The following is an 18,003-nucleotide window of genomic DNA, read 5'->3' as shown; positions in this document are numbered from 1 at the left end:
CAATCATTTTTGTAATCCCAGGACTACTTTCATTCTGTATATCCGCTACTTGACCCCGGAGACAGCTTGTTTCTTCTTTTCCGCGGACGGTTTAGTTCAATTTCCCCTGTATACAACCGTATACATCTAATTACGAAATCCCTGCAATATCCTCGATCATCTCCCGTGTCAGTTCCAGCACATCTTTATTATCTTTTGCCGACTTTCTCGGCTTGGTGTACAGGAAATACGGTCTTGTATCGATGACGAACTTCATCTTTCCCTGATATTTCTGTACCATCTGTTCGATCTTCTTCGGATCTGCCTGGGTCTTTTCATACATCACAAGCTTAATAAAATCGCCCTTCTGGGTCACTTCTGTAATGAAGGCCTGATGGGCTTCTGCCTTCAGCCGGGCAATCGACAGAAGATTTTGCACTGCCCTCGGCGGTTCCCCAAAACGATCCAGCAGTTCTTCCAGCATATCATCCTGTTCTTCCCGGCTCTCTATCATGGCAATCCGCTTGTAGATATCCAGCTTCTGATATTCATTGCGTATGTATTTATCCGGGATATACGCATCAATATCCAGATCCATCACCGTCTCATATTTTTCCTGAATCTGCTGCTCACCTTTCAGCTCCCGGACAGATTCATTCAGCATCTTGCAATACAGATCGTATCCTACAGCCTCCATATGTCCATGCTGCGCTTCTCCCAAGAGATTTCCTGCTCCACGGATCTCCAGATCCCGCATGGCAATCTTAAATCCACTTCCCAGTTCTGTAAATTCACGAATGGCAGAAAGTCTCTTCTCTGCCACTTCCTTGAGCATCTTATTGCGTTTATACATGAGAAATGCATAGGCTGTCCGGTTGGAACGGCCTACACGGCCACGCAGCTGATACAGCTGAGACAGTCCCATGGTATCGGCATCGTGAATAATCATGGTATTGACATTGGAGATATCCAGTCCTGTCTCAATAATCGTCGTAGACACCAGTACATCAATGTCACCATTGATAAAGTCATACATGATCCGTTCCAGTTCCCGTTCCTTCATCTGACCATGTGCAAAGGCCACATTTGCCTCCGGCACCAGCTTCGCAATGGTATTACTCATCTCCACAATCGTATTGACCCGGTTGTAGACATAATAAACCTGCCCACCCCGATTCAGCTCCCTGCTAATGGCTTCCCGGATCATCTCTTCGTTATACTCGCACACATAGGTCTGGATCTCCTGTCGTTCATTCGGTGCTTCCTCCAGCACACTCATGTCACGGATTCCGATCAGACTCATGTGGAGAGTTCTTGGAATCGGTGTTGCCGTCAACGTCAGCACATCGATATTATTCTTCAGCTGTTTGATCTTTTCTTTATGAGTTACACCGAAGCGCTGTTCTTCGTCCACAATCAGCAGGCCAAGATCTTTGAACTTCACATCTTTCGACAACACACGATGAGTACCTATCAGGATATCCACTGCGCCTTTTTTCAGATCCTCCAGTGTCTTTTTCTGTTCTGCCGGTGTGCGGAAACGGCACAACAGATCTACCCGCACCGGGAAATCCTTCATTCGCTGTACAAAGGTATTGTAATGCTGCTGCGCCAGAATCGTAGTTGGAACCAGATACACCACCTGTTTATCCTCCTGCACTGCCTTAAATGCCGCACGGATGGCTACCTCTGTTTTTCCAAATCCCACATCTCCACAGATCAGACGATCCATGATCTTGGTACTCTCCATGTCCTTCTTGGTATCCGCTATCGCCAGCAGCTGATCATCGGTCTCCTCAAACTGGAACATTTCTTCAAACTCTCGCTGCCATACAGTGTCAGGACCATAGACAAATCCCTGCTTTTCCTGTCTGGCCGCATAGAGTTTCACCAGATCCTGTGCCACGATCTGCACCGCCTTGTGAACACGGGTCTTCGTCTTGTTCCATTCCTGACCACCCAGCTTATTCAGCTTCGGCGGCTTTGCATCTGCACCGGCATATTTCTGGATCACATCGGACTGCGTGGCCAGTACATAGAGATTGCTGCCACCGCTGTATTCAATCTTCATGTAGTCTTTGATGACCTTATCTACTTCAATCTTCTCAATACCCCGGTAAATGCCCAGTCCATGACTTTCATGCACCACAAAATCGCCCACATTTAGGTCTGTAAAGCTCTGAATTTTCGTACCTTCATAAGTATGACGTTTCTTTCGTTTTTTCTTTTCTCTTCCAAAAATATCACTTTCTGTCAATACCGCAAAATGGATCAGCGGATATTCATAGCCATGATGCAGATTGCCATCAGTCACCATGATTTCTCCCGGCTGAATCTCCCGATCCCGGTCATCCGAATAAAAACTGTTCAGCTCATACTCCTGCAGATCCGAAGCCAGCCGCTTCGCTCTGGTTCTGGAAGCTGACAGCAATGCTATGCGGTATCCTTCTTTTTTCCACTTCTGCAGATCCTTCACCAGCTGCTCAAAGCTGTTGTGATAAGAATTCACCGACCGTACCGTCATACTGTAAGTACCGGAAATATTCCACTCATCTCTCGGCACGTCCATAATACACAGACCCAGACAGTTTCTCCGATTCAGCCGCCCAATGATCTCCATACAACCATAAAGCAGTTCTGTCTGGGAGGGCAGAATATATCCCTTATTCAGACGATTTTCCATACTCTCCGCGAATTCTTTTTCTACTGCGGATCCTTCCTGACTGATTCGATTCGGTTCATCCAGAAAAATCATGGCATCTTCTTTTAAATAATCCAGAAAGGATACTGTCTTTTGGTAAAAATACGGTACCAGGTTATCCAGGCCCTTACGTTCCTGAAGATCCATGAGTTTTTCCTGGATCTCTCCGACCAGCGTTTTAATATGAAAGGCCTCTTCCGTGCGCATACTCTGCCGGAAAACAGCTTCCTGATTTTTGCCTTCCTGACGAATCTTCTCCATGGCTTTGCTGGCCTGCTCCATACTGACCAGCACTTCATTAGCAGGATAGATCCGGATGGAATCCAGATTCTCAATGGATCTCTGGCTTAAGCTGTCAAAACTGCGGATGGAATCAATCTCATCCCCCCACAGTTCGATACGAATTGGATTCTCTTCCGTCAGCGGAAACACATCAACAATGCCACCTCGAATAGAAAACTGGCCCACTGCCTCCACCTGAGGCATCTTCTCGTATCCCATCTCCACCAGCTGAGCAGATAACTTCTGCAGATCCAGGCTGCTGTCATTCTGAAACTCCAGTACATGCTCCTGCACATAGGCAAGCGGCAGAATCCGTTCCATACAGGCTGGAAGTGTGGCAATCACCGTGATATCTTCCTCTTCCATAAGGCTTTTTTGCACCATCATCCTCTGCATGCCGATCTGGTGGCTCTGGATATCCGCATTATAAAACATCAGGTCACGAGCCGGATAAATCAATACATTTCGATCAAAGAACCGATAATTTTCGTAGATTTCTCTGGCACGCAGATCGCTGTAGGTCAGAATCAATTTCTGACCATAATTTTCTCCGATGCAATATATAAAATGTGACTTTTGGGAATCAATGCATCCAGATACCTGCAGCACCCCCTGGTTCTTCTTTATTCTTTCCTTTATCTGTCCATATTCTTCCAGACTGTCCAGTGGTGCCGTGAAAGCTCTCATATCTTATACCTTCCTGTTAAACTCATTCATTGCCTTCTCTGCAGCCCCGCAGATCATCATAACTGCTGCGTCTGCAGCTCGTTTTTTGGCATTTTCTATCTCATATTTATCATCGCCGGTGAAATGCCCCAGTACATAATCTGCCAGATCATAGCCCACTGGCTTTTCTCCTACCCCAACTTTAATACGCGGGAATTCCTGACCTCCCAGATGCTGGATGATACTTTTGATTCCATTATGTCCACCGGCACTTCCCTTTAAACGTATGCGGATCTGTCCCGGATTCAGACTGATATCATCGTAAATAATGATCAGTTCTGTTGTCTCATCAATCTTATAAAAATCCACCAGTTCCCGGACACTCTCTCCGCTTAGGTTCATATAAGTCTGTGGCTTGGCCAGAATCACTTTCTGTCCTTCTATGATGCCCTTTCCGATCAGTGCCTTATGTTTCTTTGTCTCTATCTCAATCCGGTAACGGTCAGCCAGTACATCCACCGTATCAAATCCCACATTATGTCTGGTGTTGGCATATTCTCTTCCTGGATTTCCCAGTCCTGCAATAATGTACATCTTTTCTCCTCATTTCGTAACTGTTCAGCACCTTCACAGATACAGCCGGTTCTGAACAGTTACCTCTTTTCTGTTATCTCATAAAGATTATCATAGCATATAACGCAGAATGTGCCAAGGCACAGAAAAAAGAACCCCGCCACTTTCTGACGGGGTTCCTTTTTCTTATTCCTCAGCTGCTGTTTCTTCTTCGGCAACCGCCTCATATTTTTCCAGAATGATCTTCTGGATCTTCTCTCTTGTAGCTGAATTAATCGGATGTGCAATATCCTTATACTCTCCATCGGATGCCTTTCTGCTTGGCATGGCGATGAATAATCCCTTTTCGCCTTCAATTACCTTTATATCATGAACTACAAATTCATCATCAATGGTAATGGAAACCACTGCCTTCATCTTTCCTTCTTTTGCGACTTTGCGAACTCTTACATCTGTGATAATCATAAATCTACCCTCTCATTTTTTGCTTTTGTATGAAAAAACGAATCTGCTTCCTTACAGGATATATCGTTCGTTTTTTTCCACTACAATTCTGATTCCCTCTTTTTCAATATAAGAGGAATCTGCCTGTATCGTTCCTCTGCTTTCCACGATACAGTTCTCAATATGTGTATGATCTCCAATATACACGTCATTCAGGATAATGGAGTTCTTAATGGTACAGTCATTTCCTACATATACTTTTTTGAACAGTACACTATTCTCCACCGTTCCATTGATGATACAGCCTGACGATACCAGACTGTTCTTCACTGCTGCACCCGGATTATACTTGGCCGGAGGCAGGTCCTCGATTCTAGAATACACATTCGGATACTGCCGGAAAAAATAATCTCGGATGGCCGGCTTAAGAAAATCCATATTTGTCTGGTAATAGGCATCTACTGTAGAAATGTTTCTCCAGTAAGTATCCATACGATATCCATACATCCTCTTCAAAGTACGGTATGGAACCAGAATATCCTTTACAAAATCAAACCGATTCTGCTGCTGCGCTTTTTCCAGCAGCTCAATCAGCAGCCGTCTTCGAATAATATAGATTCCTGTAGATACCATATCACCATGGGCACTTTCCGGTTTCTCCTCAAAATCGGTAATCTTGCCGTCCGGATTCATTCTGACAACTCCAAATCTGGTGATATTATCTCCCTGCGGAAGATTGCTGCATACTACCGTAATATCTGCCTTTTTCTCAATATGATACTCCAGAACACGTCCATAATCCAGCTTGTAGACGCCATCTCCTGAAGCAATCACTACGTATGGTTCATGACACTGTCTCAGGAAATCCAGATTCTGCGCAATAGCATCTGCCGTTCCCCGGTACCAGCTGTCATTCTCCACGGTAATCGTTGGGGTGAATACATACAGACCACCCTGCTTCCGTCCGAAATCCCACCATTTAGAAGAACTTAAATGTTCATTCAGAGATCTGGAATTGTACTGCGTCAGAACGGCTACTTTCTGAATGCCAGAATTGGTCATATTACTCAGTGCAAAATCTATACTTCGGTAACTTCCTGCCACAGGCATTGCCGCAATCGCTCTTTTATAAGATAACTCCTGCATCTTTTCGCTGTTCCCGCCAGCTAAAATAATTCCAACTGCCCTCATGCTTCGTCACCATCCTTTATGATTGATTCGCCGCTCTCTAATATGCCTTCAGGATAATCCGCAGCTTCTGTTTTTCCGATAATCGCTGTATTTTTTCCGATTCGGACACCTGCCGGAATCACGCTGTCTTCTCCTATCGTAACCAGACCATCTGTATAAACTTCAGGCTTGTACCGATTCGGCTTCTCTTCACCGCAGCCCAGTACGCATCCTGCTCCTACTCTGGTATTCTCTGCAATAATCGCCTTTTCCACTACTGCATTTTCTTCTATCACGGTGCCTTTCATAATGATCGAATCCTTTACTACCGCACCTTTTTGAATCACAACCCCTGCACCTATGATGGAATTCTCCACCCGTCCGCAGATCTCTGTGCCATCTCCGATAATGCAGCGGTGAATCTGAGCATCCTCTGAAATATACTGTGGCGGTATAATATCACCGCTGGTGTAGATCTTCCAGAATTCTTCATATAGATTGAACTCTGGGATAATGTCGATCAGTTCCATATTGGCTTCCCAGTAGGAACTTAACGTTCCCACATCCTTCCAATAGCCATTGTACTCATAGGCCACCATCTTCTGTCCCTGCGCTCTGCAATATGGGATAATATGTTTGCCGAAGTCGCACTCCGGTACATCCTTATTCGCCAGTAATGCTTCTTTTAAGACACTCCAGGTAAATATGTAGATTCCCATGGATGCCAGATTACTCTTTGGCTCCTCTGGCTTCTCCTGGAACTCGGTAATGCGGCTGGTCTCATCCGTCACTACCACTCCAAAACGGCTGGCCTCCTCCCATGGTACCGGCATAACGGCCAGACTAACTGCCGCCTGACTTGCCTTGTGGAAATCCAGCATCACTTCATAATCCATCTTATAGATATGATCTCCACCGAGAATCAGTACATATTCCGGATGAAACATCTCTATATAATTCAGGTTCTGATAAATCGCATTGGCTGTTCCTGTATACCATTCGGTATCCACCGGTTTCTCATACGGAGGCAGTATACTGACTCCTCCAATATTCCGGTCCAGATCCCACGGAATACCAATTCCGATATGGGTATTCAGCCTCAATGGCTGATATTGTGTCAGAACCCCTACAGTATCTACTCCTGAATTAATACAATTGCTTAACGGAAAATCAATGATCCTGTATTTTCCGCCAAACGTAACGGCCGGTTTTGCAACCTTTGATGTCAGTACCCCAAGGCGGCTGCCCTGCCCTCCGGCCAAAAGCATGGCAATCATTTCTTTTTTAATCACCTTATCACCTCTTGCTGTTATTTTACGTAGTCCCTCTCATGGATAATTTGTAGATTTATTATATCACAGCATTCCTGTTTCGTGAACATTTTTTACAATAAATCTATTTTTTTTTATGTTCTTTTATATATTTCGTCTTTGTTTATTCTACATTTTTCTACAAAATGCGCCTTTTTTCCGCATCTTTTGTAATTACACGCCAAATCTGCTTCTGCTTTTTTGTTTAATTTATACTATTTCCCCCACTACACTTTCTTTTTTTCAGGATTTGCGGTATGATAAAAGCGTTGTATGTGTTCTGTATCTTCACAGATTCAGGACAAAATTAAATCATTTGAAGGAGATTTCTTTATGTATAAGATAGATTTTCAGTCACCGGTTCATGTACATTTCATCGGAATCGGCGGCATCAGCATGAGCGGTCTGGCTGCTATTCTTCTGGATCGTGGTTTCACGGTATCTGGTTCTGACCGTGGAGAGTCCGACCTGACCAAATGGCTGACTTCCTCCGGAGCAAAGATTTTCTACGGACAGAAAGCCGAAAATATCGAAGACAGTATCGATCTGGTGGTTTATACCGCTGCGATTCATCCGGATAATCCAGAATATGCAGAATGCGTCAGAAGAGGCCTTCCAATGCTGACCCGTGCTGAGCTTCTGGGACAGCTTATGGCTAATTATCAGCTGCCAATTGCCATATCCGGTACCCACGGCAAGACCACCACGACTTCTATGGTATCCCATATTCTGCTGGCCGCAGATACGGATCCAACCATTTCCGTTGGCGGTATTCTTCCTGCTATTCATGGTAATATCCGTGTCGGTTCTGATCGTATTTTTGTGACAGAAGCCTGTGAATATACCAACAGTTTTCTTGACTTTTTCCCAAAGATCAGCATCATCCTGAATATCGATGCGGACCATCTGGATTTCTTTAAAGATCTGGATGATATCCGTCACTCATTCCGACTCTTTGCAGAAAAGCTTCCGTCTGACGGAACTCTGATTATTAACAAAGCGATTCCAAATGTGGAAGCCATCACAAGCGGTCTGAACTGTAAGGTAGTTTACTATGATATGAATGCTTCTGCACAGGCTGACTACTATGCCGCAAATATTTCTTACGATGCACTGGCCTGCGGCTCTTTCGATCTGATGCATGGTTCTGAAAATATGGGACATTTTGTACTCCATGTTCCAGGCAGCCACAATGTGGATAACGCTGTTGCTGCACTGGCTCTGGCAGACCTGATTGGAATTCCTGTTGCAGATATGCAAAAGGGTCTGAATGAGTTCGGCGGTACCGAACGTCGCTTCCAGCACAAGGGCGAAATCGGTGGTGTCACCATTGTAGACGACTATGCTCATCATCCAACTGAGATCCGTGCCACACTCCAGGCCGCACAGAAGTGCGAACATCACACTCTGTGGTGCGTCTTCCAGCCCCACACCTACACCAGAACAAAGGCTTTGATGGATGACTTTGCCTCTGCCCTTTCTCTGGCTGATAAGGTGGTTCTGGCTGACATCTATGCAGCCAGAGAGACCGACACACTGGGAATCAGTTCCCGGACTCTTCAACAGAAACTGCTGGATCTTGGCTGCGAAGCTTACTATTTTCCATCTTTTGATGAAATTGAAACATTTTTACTGGAAAATTGTACTCAGGGCGATTTGTTGATAACTATGGGTGCCGGAGATATTGTAAAAGTGGGCGAAAACCTGTTAGGGAAATAATTATCCACATTATCCACATGTTTATACACAGTTTTGTGTATAGACACATGTGGATTTTTTTTGCCTTTTTTCTTTTTCTACAGAAATCGACTCACTTCGACTTTTCCCCGTAAATACAATGTTTTTTCGACTTTCAGAATTTTTCGTACAATTCCGACATTTTAATCTGTCCACATTATCCACATTATCCACACTTTATGTTTACAACTTTTACGGGCAAAAGTCCTTATTTTCTTTTCAAAAAAGCTGTGTTATACTGGTTGAGCCGGGGAAACCGGCATCTAAATTAGTCAACAGGCGATCTATTATTTACTGCGCATTACGACAGCGAGCGTAACGCCCAATCTTCCGGAAGGTGAAAAAAGTGATTCTACATAAATATGCTGTAAATGATTTCACACTGGTACAGAACCAGTTTATCGACAATTACATGATTTCTGCAAATGGAGAATTTGTAAAAGTGTATCTTTATCTGCTCCGCTGTTCCACCAGCGATATGGAACTGACCATCTCTTCTATTGCTGATGCGCTGAATCATACTGAGAATGATGTACGGCGTGCCCTTTCCTACTGGGAACGACTTCATATTCTGCAGCTTACTTATGACGCTGACGGTACACTGACGGATATCACCTTTGTGGATAACCAGAATATGGTTTCTGATCCACAGAAGCGTCTGAATCAATATGCTTCTTCTTTTGTGGATCTCCAGAATTCTCCGGCAAAGATCACTGTGTCAGCTGACCGCAAGAAGGAACTTTCCAGCCAGGAAGAGGTAAAACAGCTGCTATATATCGCCGAGCAGTACCTGGCAAAGCAGCTGAGCAGTACCGAAGTGAATCACATTCTTTATTTTTATGACGAACTACATTTTTCTTCGGATCTGATTGAATATCTGATCGAATACTGCGTCTCCAAGGGAAAACGCAGCATAAACTATATTCGTAAGGTTGCCCTGGAATGGGCTGCCCGTGGTGTCACTACTGTAAAAGAAGCGAAAGAAGACAGCACTTTTTACCACCGGGATTATTACACCATCCTGAATGCTTTCGGCATTCGTGGCCGTGGTCCGGCAAAGGCAGAAGCTGATTTCATGGCTATCTGGTTTCAGGAATATGGATTTACCACAGACATTATTCTGGAAGCAGTAAATCGCACCATAACCCGTATTCACACACCTAGTTTTGAATACGCTGACCGTATACTTCAGGAATGGAAGTCGAAGGGCGTCCGCCATGCATCGGACATTAACCAGCTGCCAAAGCCAGCTGCACGGGTTCCGAAGCGTCAGAACGCTGCTCCTTCCAATGCCTCTGACAAGTTCGGTTTTCCACAGCGTAATTATGATTTTGACCAGCTGGAGCAGCAGCTTCTGGACTGCTAAGGAGGATTTATGGCTCTGAACAATTCACAATATGATGCAATTATGCGGGACTATCAACGTCTGCAGTCCCTGCACCGGCATGAACTGGACGATCGGATTCAGGACGCTTATCAGCGTTTTCCACGTCTTCAGGAGATTCAGGCTCAGATTGCTTCAGAAAGCGTGACATGCGGCAGACAGCTGCTTGGCGGAGATGAACAGGCTCTGGAACGTCTGAAGGAGCACATTCACTGTCTGAGCCAGGAGCGTGCAGCTATTTTACTAAAAGGAGGTTATCCATCCGATTATCTGGAGCTGACTTATACCTGCCCACATTGCAAAGATACCGGTTATATTGGCAATCAAAAATGCCAGTGCTTTAAAAAAGCCGAAATTGATCTTTTATACACACAGTCCAATTTACAGGGGATTCTGGAAGAAGAGAATTTTTCTACTTTTTCTTATGACTATTATTCAAATGAGATCAAAGATGCCTCCGGTAAGACTTCTCTGGAGCGCATTCATCGTGTAACCGATATCTGTCACCAGTTTATCCGTGATTTTGATCAGACTTTTTCCAATCTGTTCTTTTACGGCGATACCGGTGTTGGAAAGACATTCCTCTCCCACTGTATTGCAAAGGAACTGCTGGATACCACTCATTCAGTCATCTATTTTTCCGCTCAGGAACTGTTTCAGAATTTTGCGGACAAACGATTCAACCGTACCAGTGAGAAAGTGGATTCCACAGAGCATATCTATGACTGTGATCTGCTGATCATTGACGATCTGGGTACCGAGCTGACGAACTCTTTCGTGAATGCAGAACTGTTCTCCTGCATCAATGAACGTCTGATCAACCAGAAGTCTACCATTATTTCTACAAATCTTCCGTTGGAGTCTTTCGCTTCCGCTTATTCCGAGCGTATTTTTTCTCGTATCTCTAACGGATATACCATGTTGAAACTTTTTGGTAAAGACATCCGCGTACAGAAAAAAGTCCAAAGGCTTTCTGCTAAAAAGTCTTGAATAAATAAATATTTCTACTTATACTAAAGATGAGATTAACTGCGCAAGTTATAGGGATAGCAGTTACCACCAATATTTACAACAAATGATAAGGCAATTTGATAAAATATTTTTGGAGGATGAATTATGCAGGCAGAATTTTGTAATCTTGATTCTATACCTGTTGGACCACTGGGGATCATCCCAATGGCCAGCTGCAGCGAACTAGGAAAGAAGGTAGATAAGCATCTCGTTTCCTGGAGACACGAACGGGAGCATGCCCAGAAAAGATCCGTTGCATTAAAAGAATATGAAAAAGAAAGCTACGTGATTAATGCGAAAGTTCCACGTTTTGGTTCTGGAGAGGCCAAAGGTATTATCACAGAATCTGTCAGAGGGGACGATCTCTACATCCTCGTGGATGTCTGCAATTACAGCCTGACTTATTCTCTCAGCGGCCATATAAACCATATGTCTCCAGACGATCATTACCAGGATCTGAAGCGTATCATTGCTGCTGCTGAAGGAAAGGCTAAGAGAATCAACGTTATTATGCCATTCTTATATGAAGGTCGTCAGCATAAGAGAAACGGTCGTGAGTCTCTGGACTGCGCACTGGCTCTTCAGGAACTTACTAAAATGGGTGTAGATAACATCATTACCTTTGATGCCCATGACCCTCGTGTTCAGAACGCCATTCCGCTTCACGGATTCGAGACTGTACAGCCTGTCTACCAGTTTATTAAGGGATTTTTCAAAGCTGCACCTGGTCTTCATATCGACAAGGACAGCATGATGATCATCAGCCCGGATGAAGGCGGTATGGGACGTGCTATTTATATGGCCAACGTACTTGGACTGGATATGGGTATGTTCTATAAGCGCCGTGATTATTCCAGAATTGTGGATGGCCGCAACCCGATCGTTGCCCACGAATTCCTTGGATCTAACGTAGCCGGCAAAGATATGGTCATTGTGGATGATATGATCTCATCTGGTGACAGTATTCTGGAAGTAGCCGCTGAATTAAAAGAGCTGAAGGCAAACCGCATCTTCCTTTGCTCTACCTTCGGACTCTTCACCAATGGTATGGAGAAGTTTGATAAAGCTTATGAACAGGGTGTATTTGACTATCTTCTTACCACCAACCTGGTATATCAGACACCTGAACTGCTCTCACGTCCTTACTATACCAGCTGCGACCTGAGCAAATATCTTGCTTATATCATTGATACACTGAATCATGATGAATCCATCAGTCATCTGCTGAATCCTCTGGATCGTATCAACAGATTCCTTGCAAAGAATAATAAATAAAATTTATACACAATTTACTATTATAAAAAACAGGCATCATATCCGATGCCTGTTTTTTATAAATGTTCGCTGAGCGTGCATTCTATTATTTAAAGTACTTTACTCCGGATTCGAAGATCTTCAGATCCTGTTCTCCATAGATATTGATCGCTACCGATTCACCTCGTCTTTCAGAATGTGCCATCTTACCGAGGACACGTCCATCCGGACTTGTGATACCTTCAATAGCCATATAAGAACCGTTTACATTCCACTCTTCATTGTTAATGTCCAGTTCTCCATCCGGTGTCACATACTGGGTAGCTACCTGTCCATTGGCAAACAGTCTCTCGATCCATTCTTTTGGCGCAACGAAACGGCCTTCCCCATGGGAAGCAGGATTACAGTAAGTTGCTCCAGGTGTAGCCAACTGCAGCCATGGAGATTTGTTGCTTACGACTTTTGTATAAACCATCTTAGAGATGTGACGGTTAATAGTATTGAAGGTCAGGGTCGGAGAGTCTTCTTTCTGTCCTGTGATCACACCATACGGAACCAGTCCCAGTTTAATCAATGCCTGGAATCCATTACAGATACCCAGTGCCAGACCGTCTCTTTCCTCTAACAGCTTCGTTACTGCTTCTTTTAACTTTGCATTCTGGAATGCTGTAGCAAAGAACTTGGCAGATCCATCTGGTTCATCACCTGCGGAGAATCCTCCTGGGAACATGATGATCTGTGCCTGATTGATCGCTTTCTCAAAAATCTCTACAGAGTCGCGGATGTCTTCAGCAGTCAGGTTCTTGAATACTTTTACATCTACCTCTGCACCTGCACGTTCAAAGGCCTTCGTACTGTCGTATTCACAGTTTGTTCCCGGAAATACCGGAATGAAGACACGAGGCTGTGCTACTTTATGTTTGCAGACGTAAATATTCTGTGTCTTATATACACCATTCTCGATCACTGCGTCTTTATCTTCTGGCTTCACACACATAAATACTGCTGTAGGACCATCAGATGCTGTCTCTTCGCCCAGGAATGCGGTTCCGCCCTGTTCTCCAGATACTGTCTTAAATACCTTCTCCAGAGTACCTTTCCATGCTTCCAGAGCTTCATCCAGTGTAATCTTCACATCTTTATAAGCCAGCACTGGTGTATCTGTCACTTCACCGATCACGATACCACCTGCCGTCAGTTTATCCACTTCTTCTGCCGGTACTTCTGCAACCAGATCACCAAATCCAGGTGCAAACAGGGTATCTTTCTCCAGTGTATCATTTAACTGTACACCCAGACCGTTACCAAATGCCATCTTGGATACTGCCAGAGCCACACCCTTGCCATCCAGTGTATAAGCTGATACGATCTTTCCTGCCTTTACGTCCCCAAAGAACTTGCCATAGAGATCTTTTACCTGTTCATATACTGGCAGATCATATGCATCTTTTTCAATCTGGAACAGAACCAGCTTATTTCCTGCTTTTTTCAGTTCCGGGGAAATCATCGTCTTGTCACTGGCTACATCCACTGCAAAAGACACCAGTGTCGGTGGTACATCAATCTCATTGAAGGTACCGGACATGGAGTCTTTTCCACCGATAGATGGAAGTCCAAATCCCAGCTGTGCTTCATAAGAACCTAAGAGTGCTGCAAACGGCTGACTCCATCTCTTTGGATCCTCGCTCATTCTACGGAAGTATTCCTGGAATGTCAGACGGATCTTCTTATAGTCTCCACCACCTGCTACGATCTTGGCTACGGACTCCAGTACTGCGTAAACAGCTCCGTGATATGGGCTCCAGCTGGACAGATATGGGTCAAATCCATAAGCCATCATCGTTACTGTATCGGTCTTACCTTTCAGTACTGGAAGCTTTGCTACCATGGCCTGCGTCTCTGTCAGCTGATATTTTCCACCATAAGGCATCAGCACACTGCCAGCCCCGATAGAACTGTCGAACATCTCCACAAGTCCCTTTTGGGAGCATCCGTTTAAGTCTGCCAGATCCTCCAGCCATTTTTCTTTTACATCTGCTACGGACTCTTTTGCAAAATAATTATCTTTTTCAGATGGAATCTCTACAAATACATTTGTCTCCTGGTGTGCACCGTTGGTATCCAGAAAAGCTCTGCTGATATTTACAATCTCTTTATCTCTCCAGATCAGCACCAGTCTCGGTGTTTCCGTAACAACTGCCACCTCTACAGCTTCCAGATTTTCTTCCCTGGCATATTTCAGGAATTCTTCCACGTCTGCCGGATCTACTACAACTGCCATACGCTCCTGGGATTCGGAAATGGCGATTTCCGTTCCATCCAGTCCGGCATATTTTTTCGGTACCTTGTCCAGATAAATCTGGAGTCCGTCTGCCAGTTCTCCGATAGCAACGGATACACCACCGGCACCAAAGTCATTACATTTTTTAATCAGACGACTAACTTCCGGTCTGCGGAACATACGCTGAATCTTTCGTTCTGTAGGTGCATTACCTTTCTGTACTTCGGCTCCACATACTTCGATAGAACTCTCTGTATGTACTTTGGAAGAACCGGTTGCTCCACCGATACCATCACGTCCGGTACGGCCACCAAGCAGGATAATGATATCTCCAGGATCTGATGTCAGTCTCTTTACGTCTTTTCTTGGAGCGGCACCCATAACGGCTCCGATCTCCATTCTCTTTGCTACATAATTCGGATGATAGATTTCTTTTACATATCCGGTTGCCAGACCGATCTGGTTACCATAGGAAGAATATCCATGAGCCGCCTGACGTACCAGCTTCTTCTGAGGCAGCTTACCCTTCAAAGTATCTTTCACAGAGACTGTAGGATCTGCCGCACCTGTTACACGCATTGCCTGATATACATAAGTTCTTCCTGATAACGGATCTCGGATAGCTCCACCAAGACAAGTCGCTGCACCACCAAACGGTTCGATCTCTGTTGGGTGGTTATGTGTTTCATTCTTGAAATTTACCAGCCATTCTTCTACTTCACCATCAATCTCTACCGGAACAACAATACTGCAGGCATTGATCTCATCAGACTCTTCCTGATCATCCAGCATACCTTCTTTTTTCAGCTTTCTCATCGCCATCAATGCCAGATCCATCAGGCAGACAAACTTGTCATCTCTTCCCTTAAAGATCTCTGCACGATCTGCCAGATACTTTTCATAAGTACCTACAATAGGCTTTTTATAATCTCCTTCCCCAAATTCCACATTCTTTAACTCTGTGGAAAATGTGGTATGGCGACAGTGATCAGACCAATAGGTATCCAGCACACGAATCTCTGTCATGCTTGGATCTCTTTTTTCTTCTCCTTCAAAATAATGCTGAATATGCTGGAAATCTTTAAAAGTCATGGCAAGATTCAGAGAATCATAGAGGTCCTTTAAGGCCGCCTCTGGCATCTCTGTGAAACCGTTAAAAATCATGACATCTTTTGGCTCATCAAATACCGTAACAAGAGTATCCGGCTTTTTCATATCCGTCTCTCTGGAATCCACCGGATTGATGCAATAGCTCTTAATTGCTGCGAACTCATCATCTGTGATCTTTCCTTCAATTACATACGTTGTTGCAGAACGAATAACCGGATCTTCATCTTCCTTCAGGAACTTGACACACTGAACAGCCGAATCTGCTCTCTGATCGAACTGTCCTGGAAGATATTCTACAGAAAAAGTTCTGTCTTCTGATCCCATTTCAAAACTTTCGCGATATAACTGGTCTACCGGTGGCTCTGAAAATACCGTCTTGCATGCTGCCTCAAATACTTCATCAGAAATATTTTCCACATCATAACGGATCAGTACCCTTACTCCCGTCATGTTATCAATTCCCAGATAGCTTCGGATTTCATGTTTCAATTCTTTGGCCTGCACTGCATATGCCGGTTTTTTCTCCACATAAACTCTTCTTACGTTACTCATAAGCTCCTCCATGTTTTCTCCATGTTGTTTATTTGTAAATGCTCCGAAAGCCTGCATTACCAGATATTTACCACAGGCTCCGGACAATTACGTTCTGTCACTAACTACTCAGCAAGAAATGCCATATAACACTTCTTTGCTTCATAAACATCTGCTTTGCTGACAATCTCCCATGGTGCATGCATGCTCATGACTGCTACACCACAATCGATTACCTGCATTCCGTATAAAGCAAGGATATAAGCGATGGTTCCGCCGCCACCGATATCAACTTTCCCCAGTTCTGCTGTCTGGAATGCCACGTTATGCTTCTCCAGAATTTTTCGCAGTTCTGCCATATACTCTGCATTGGCATCATTAGAACCAGACTTTCCTCTGGAACCTGTATATTTATTGAAAACAATTCCTTTTGCAAAATATGCTGCATTTTTCTTTTCAAATACAGATGCGTATTCCGGATCATATGCAGCACTTACATCAGAAGAAAGCATTTTAGAATTGGCCAATGTTCTTCTTAAAGTAAGGTCAGAATATACACCCATACAGTTCAGAAGCTCTGCTACTGTGTTTTCAAAGAATCTGGACTGCATGCCAGTCGCACCTACGCTTCCGATCTCTTCTTTATCTACCAGGATACAGCATGCTGTACGTTTCACTTTTTTCATATCCAGGATAGCTTCTAATGAGGTGTAAGCACACACTCTGTCATCCTGTCCATAAGCAAGAATCATGCTGCGGTCCAGACCACATTCTCTTGCTTTACCTGCCGGAACCACTTCCAGCTCTGCGGAAAGGAAATCCTCTTCCTCTATGTCGTATTTCTCCTTTAACAGATTCAATACATTTTTCTTCACAGCATCTTTTTCTTCCTCTTTCAGTGGAATATTACCAATCAGGAGATTCAGTGCTTCTCCTTCCACTGCTTTTGCCGCTTTCTTCTCCATCTGTTCACCGGACAGATGAATCAGCAGATCAGAAATACAGAATACCGGATCATCTTCTTCCTCTCCAATATTGATCTCTGCTACACTGCCATCCTTTTTTGCAACTACGCCGTGCAGTGCCAGAGGAATGGTTACCCACTGATATTTCTTGATTCCACCATAGTAATGGGTATCCAGATAAGCCAGTTCTGTATCTTCATACAGTGGATTCTGCTTCAGATCCAGACGAGGAGAATCAATATGGGCTCCAAGAATATTCATTCCTTTTTCGATATCCTTGCTTCCGATGATAAACAGGGCAATTGCCTTTTCCATAAACACATCGTATACACGGTCACCGGCCTGAAGCCTTTCGCCGGAACGGATGACCTCCTTCAGGTCTTTGAACCCTTCTTTTTTTGCCTGCTTCACTGCGGCCTTGACACATTCTCTTTCTGTCTTCCCATTATCCAGAAAATGACGGTAATTCTTATTCAGTTTTTCCAGCTCTGCCAGTTCCTTTTTTCCGTAACTGGTCCATACATTTTTTCTTTCCATTTTTGTTCACATCTCCATTATCTGTTCCTTTATTGTTATGTGGGAGTAGCTTTCCAAGTCATCCCACA

The 18,003-nt window shown here is 44.2% G+C and carries 11 protein-coding genes; 4 read left to right on the top strand and 7 right to left on the bottom strand.

The annotated features are described in order from the left end of the window. Positions 1-130: 130 nt before the first annotated feature. The 5 genes from mfd to OCV47_RS02705 form a co-directional block, all read right to left on the bottom strand. Complete coding sequence (gene mfd / locus OCV47_RS02725; protein WP_262653573.1) at positions 131-3,649, bottom strand: transcription-repair coupling factor; 3,519 nt, start codon at positions 3,647-3,649, stop codon at positions 131-133. Positions 3,650-3,652: 3 nt separating this feature from the next. Next, the gene (pth, locus tag OCV47_RS02720; protein WP_262653572.1) at positions 3,653-4,222 is read right to left on the bottom strand and encodes an aminoacyl-tRNA hydrolase; all 570 of its coding nucleotides are present in this window, start codon (positions 4,220-4,222) and stop codon (positions 3,653-3,655) included. 165 nt (positions 4,223-4,387) lie between these two features. Continuing rightward, the gene (spoVG, locus tag OCV47_RS02715) at positions 4,388-4,666 is read right to left on the bottom strand and encodes a septation regulator SpoVG (protein ID WP_117448683.1); all 279 of its coding nucleotides are present in this window, start codon (positions 4,664-4,666) and stop codon (positions 4,388-4,390) included. A gap of 51 nt (positions 4,667-4,717) precedes the next feature. Further along, positions 4,718-5,836: a glucose-1-phosphate adenylyltransferase subunit GlgD gene (gene glgD / locus OCV47_RS02710; RefSeq protein WP_262653570.1), complete on the bottom strand. Its 1,119-nt coding sequence runs from the start codon at positions 5,834-5,836 to the stop codon at positions 4,718-4,720. Then, positions 5,833-7,107, bottom strand: coding sequence for a glucose-1-phosphate adenylyltransferase (locus tag OCV47_RS02705; protein WP_117448685.1), 1,275 nt, complete (start codon positions 7,105-7,107; stop codon positions 5,833-5,835). Before OCV47_RS02705 ends, glgD begins: the two co-directional genes overlap by 4 nt. Positions 7,108-7,458: 351 nt before the next feature. Here OCV47_RS02705 and murC point away from each other — a divergent pair, with 351 nt between their 5' ends. From murC to OCV47_RS02685, 4 genes are all read left to right on the top strand, one after another. Continuing rightward, positions 7,459-8,844: a UDP-N-acetylmuramate--L-alanine ligase gene (gene murC / locus OCV47_RS02700; protein WP_262653568.1), complete on the top strand. Its 1,386-nt coding sequence runs from the start codon at positions 7,459-7,461 to the stop codon at positions 8,842-8,844. Between the two features lie 364 nt (positions 8,845-9,208). Beyond that, positions 9,209-10,228, top strand: coding sequence for a DnaD domain protein (locus OCV47_RS02695; RefSeq protein ID WP_262653567.1), 1,020 nt, complete (start codon positions 9,209-9,211; stop codon positions 10,226-10,228). A gap of 9 nt (positions 10,229-10,237) precedes the next feature. Beyond that, positions 10,238-11,236, top strand: a complete 999-nt coding sequence (locus OCV47_RS02690; protein ID WP_117448687.1) for an ATP-binding protein — start codon at positions 10,238-10,240, stop codon at positions 11,234-11,236. Positions 11,237-11,362: 126 nt separating this feature from the next. Then, positions 11,363-12,532, top strand: a complete 1,170-nt coding sequence (locus OCV47_RS02685; protein ID WP_262653566.1) for a ribose-phosphate pyrophosphokinase — start codon at positions 11,363-11,365, stop codon at positions 12,530-12,532. Positions 12,533-12,617: 85 nt separating this feature from the next. Here the strand turns inward: OCV47_RS02685 and OCV47_RS02680 are convergent, their stop codons facing one another. Further along, positions 12,618-16,454, bottom strand: coding sequence for a phosphoribosylformylglycinamidine synthase (locus OCV47_RS02680; protein ID WP_262653565.1), 3,837 nt, complete (start codon positions 16,452-16,454; stop codon positions 12,618-12,620). Between the two features lie 104 nt (positions 16,455-16,558). After that, positions 16,559-17,935 carry an aminopeptidase gene (locus OCV47_RS02675; protein WP_256298653.1) on the bottom strand — a complete coding sequence of 459 codons (1,377 nt, stop codon included), beginning with the start codon at positions 17,933-17,935 and terminating at the stop codon, positions 16,559-16,561. Between the last annotated feature and the right edge of the window lie 68 nt (positions 17,936-18,003).

This window comes from Muricoprocola aceti (assembly GCF_025567005.1).
GTDB classification, from domain to species: domain Bacteria; phylum Bacillota; class Clostridia; order Lachnospirales; family Lachnospiraceae; genus Marvinbryantia; species Marvinbryantia aceti.
This window is presented reverse-complemented; position numbering and strand designations above follow the sequence as displayed.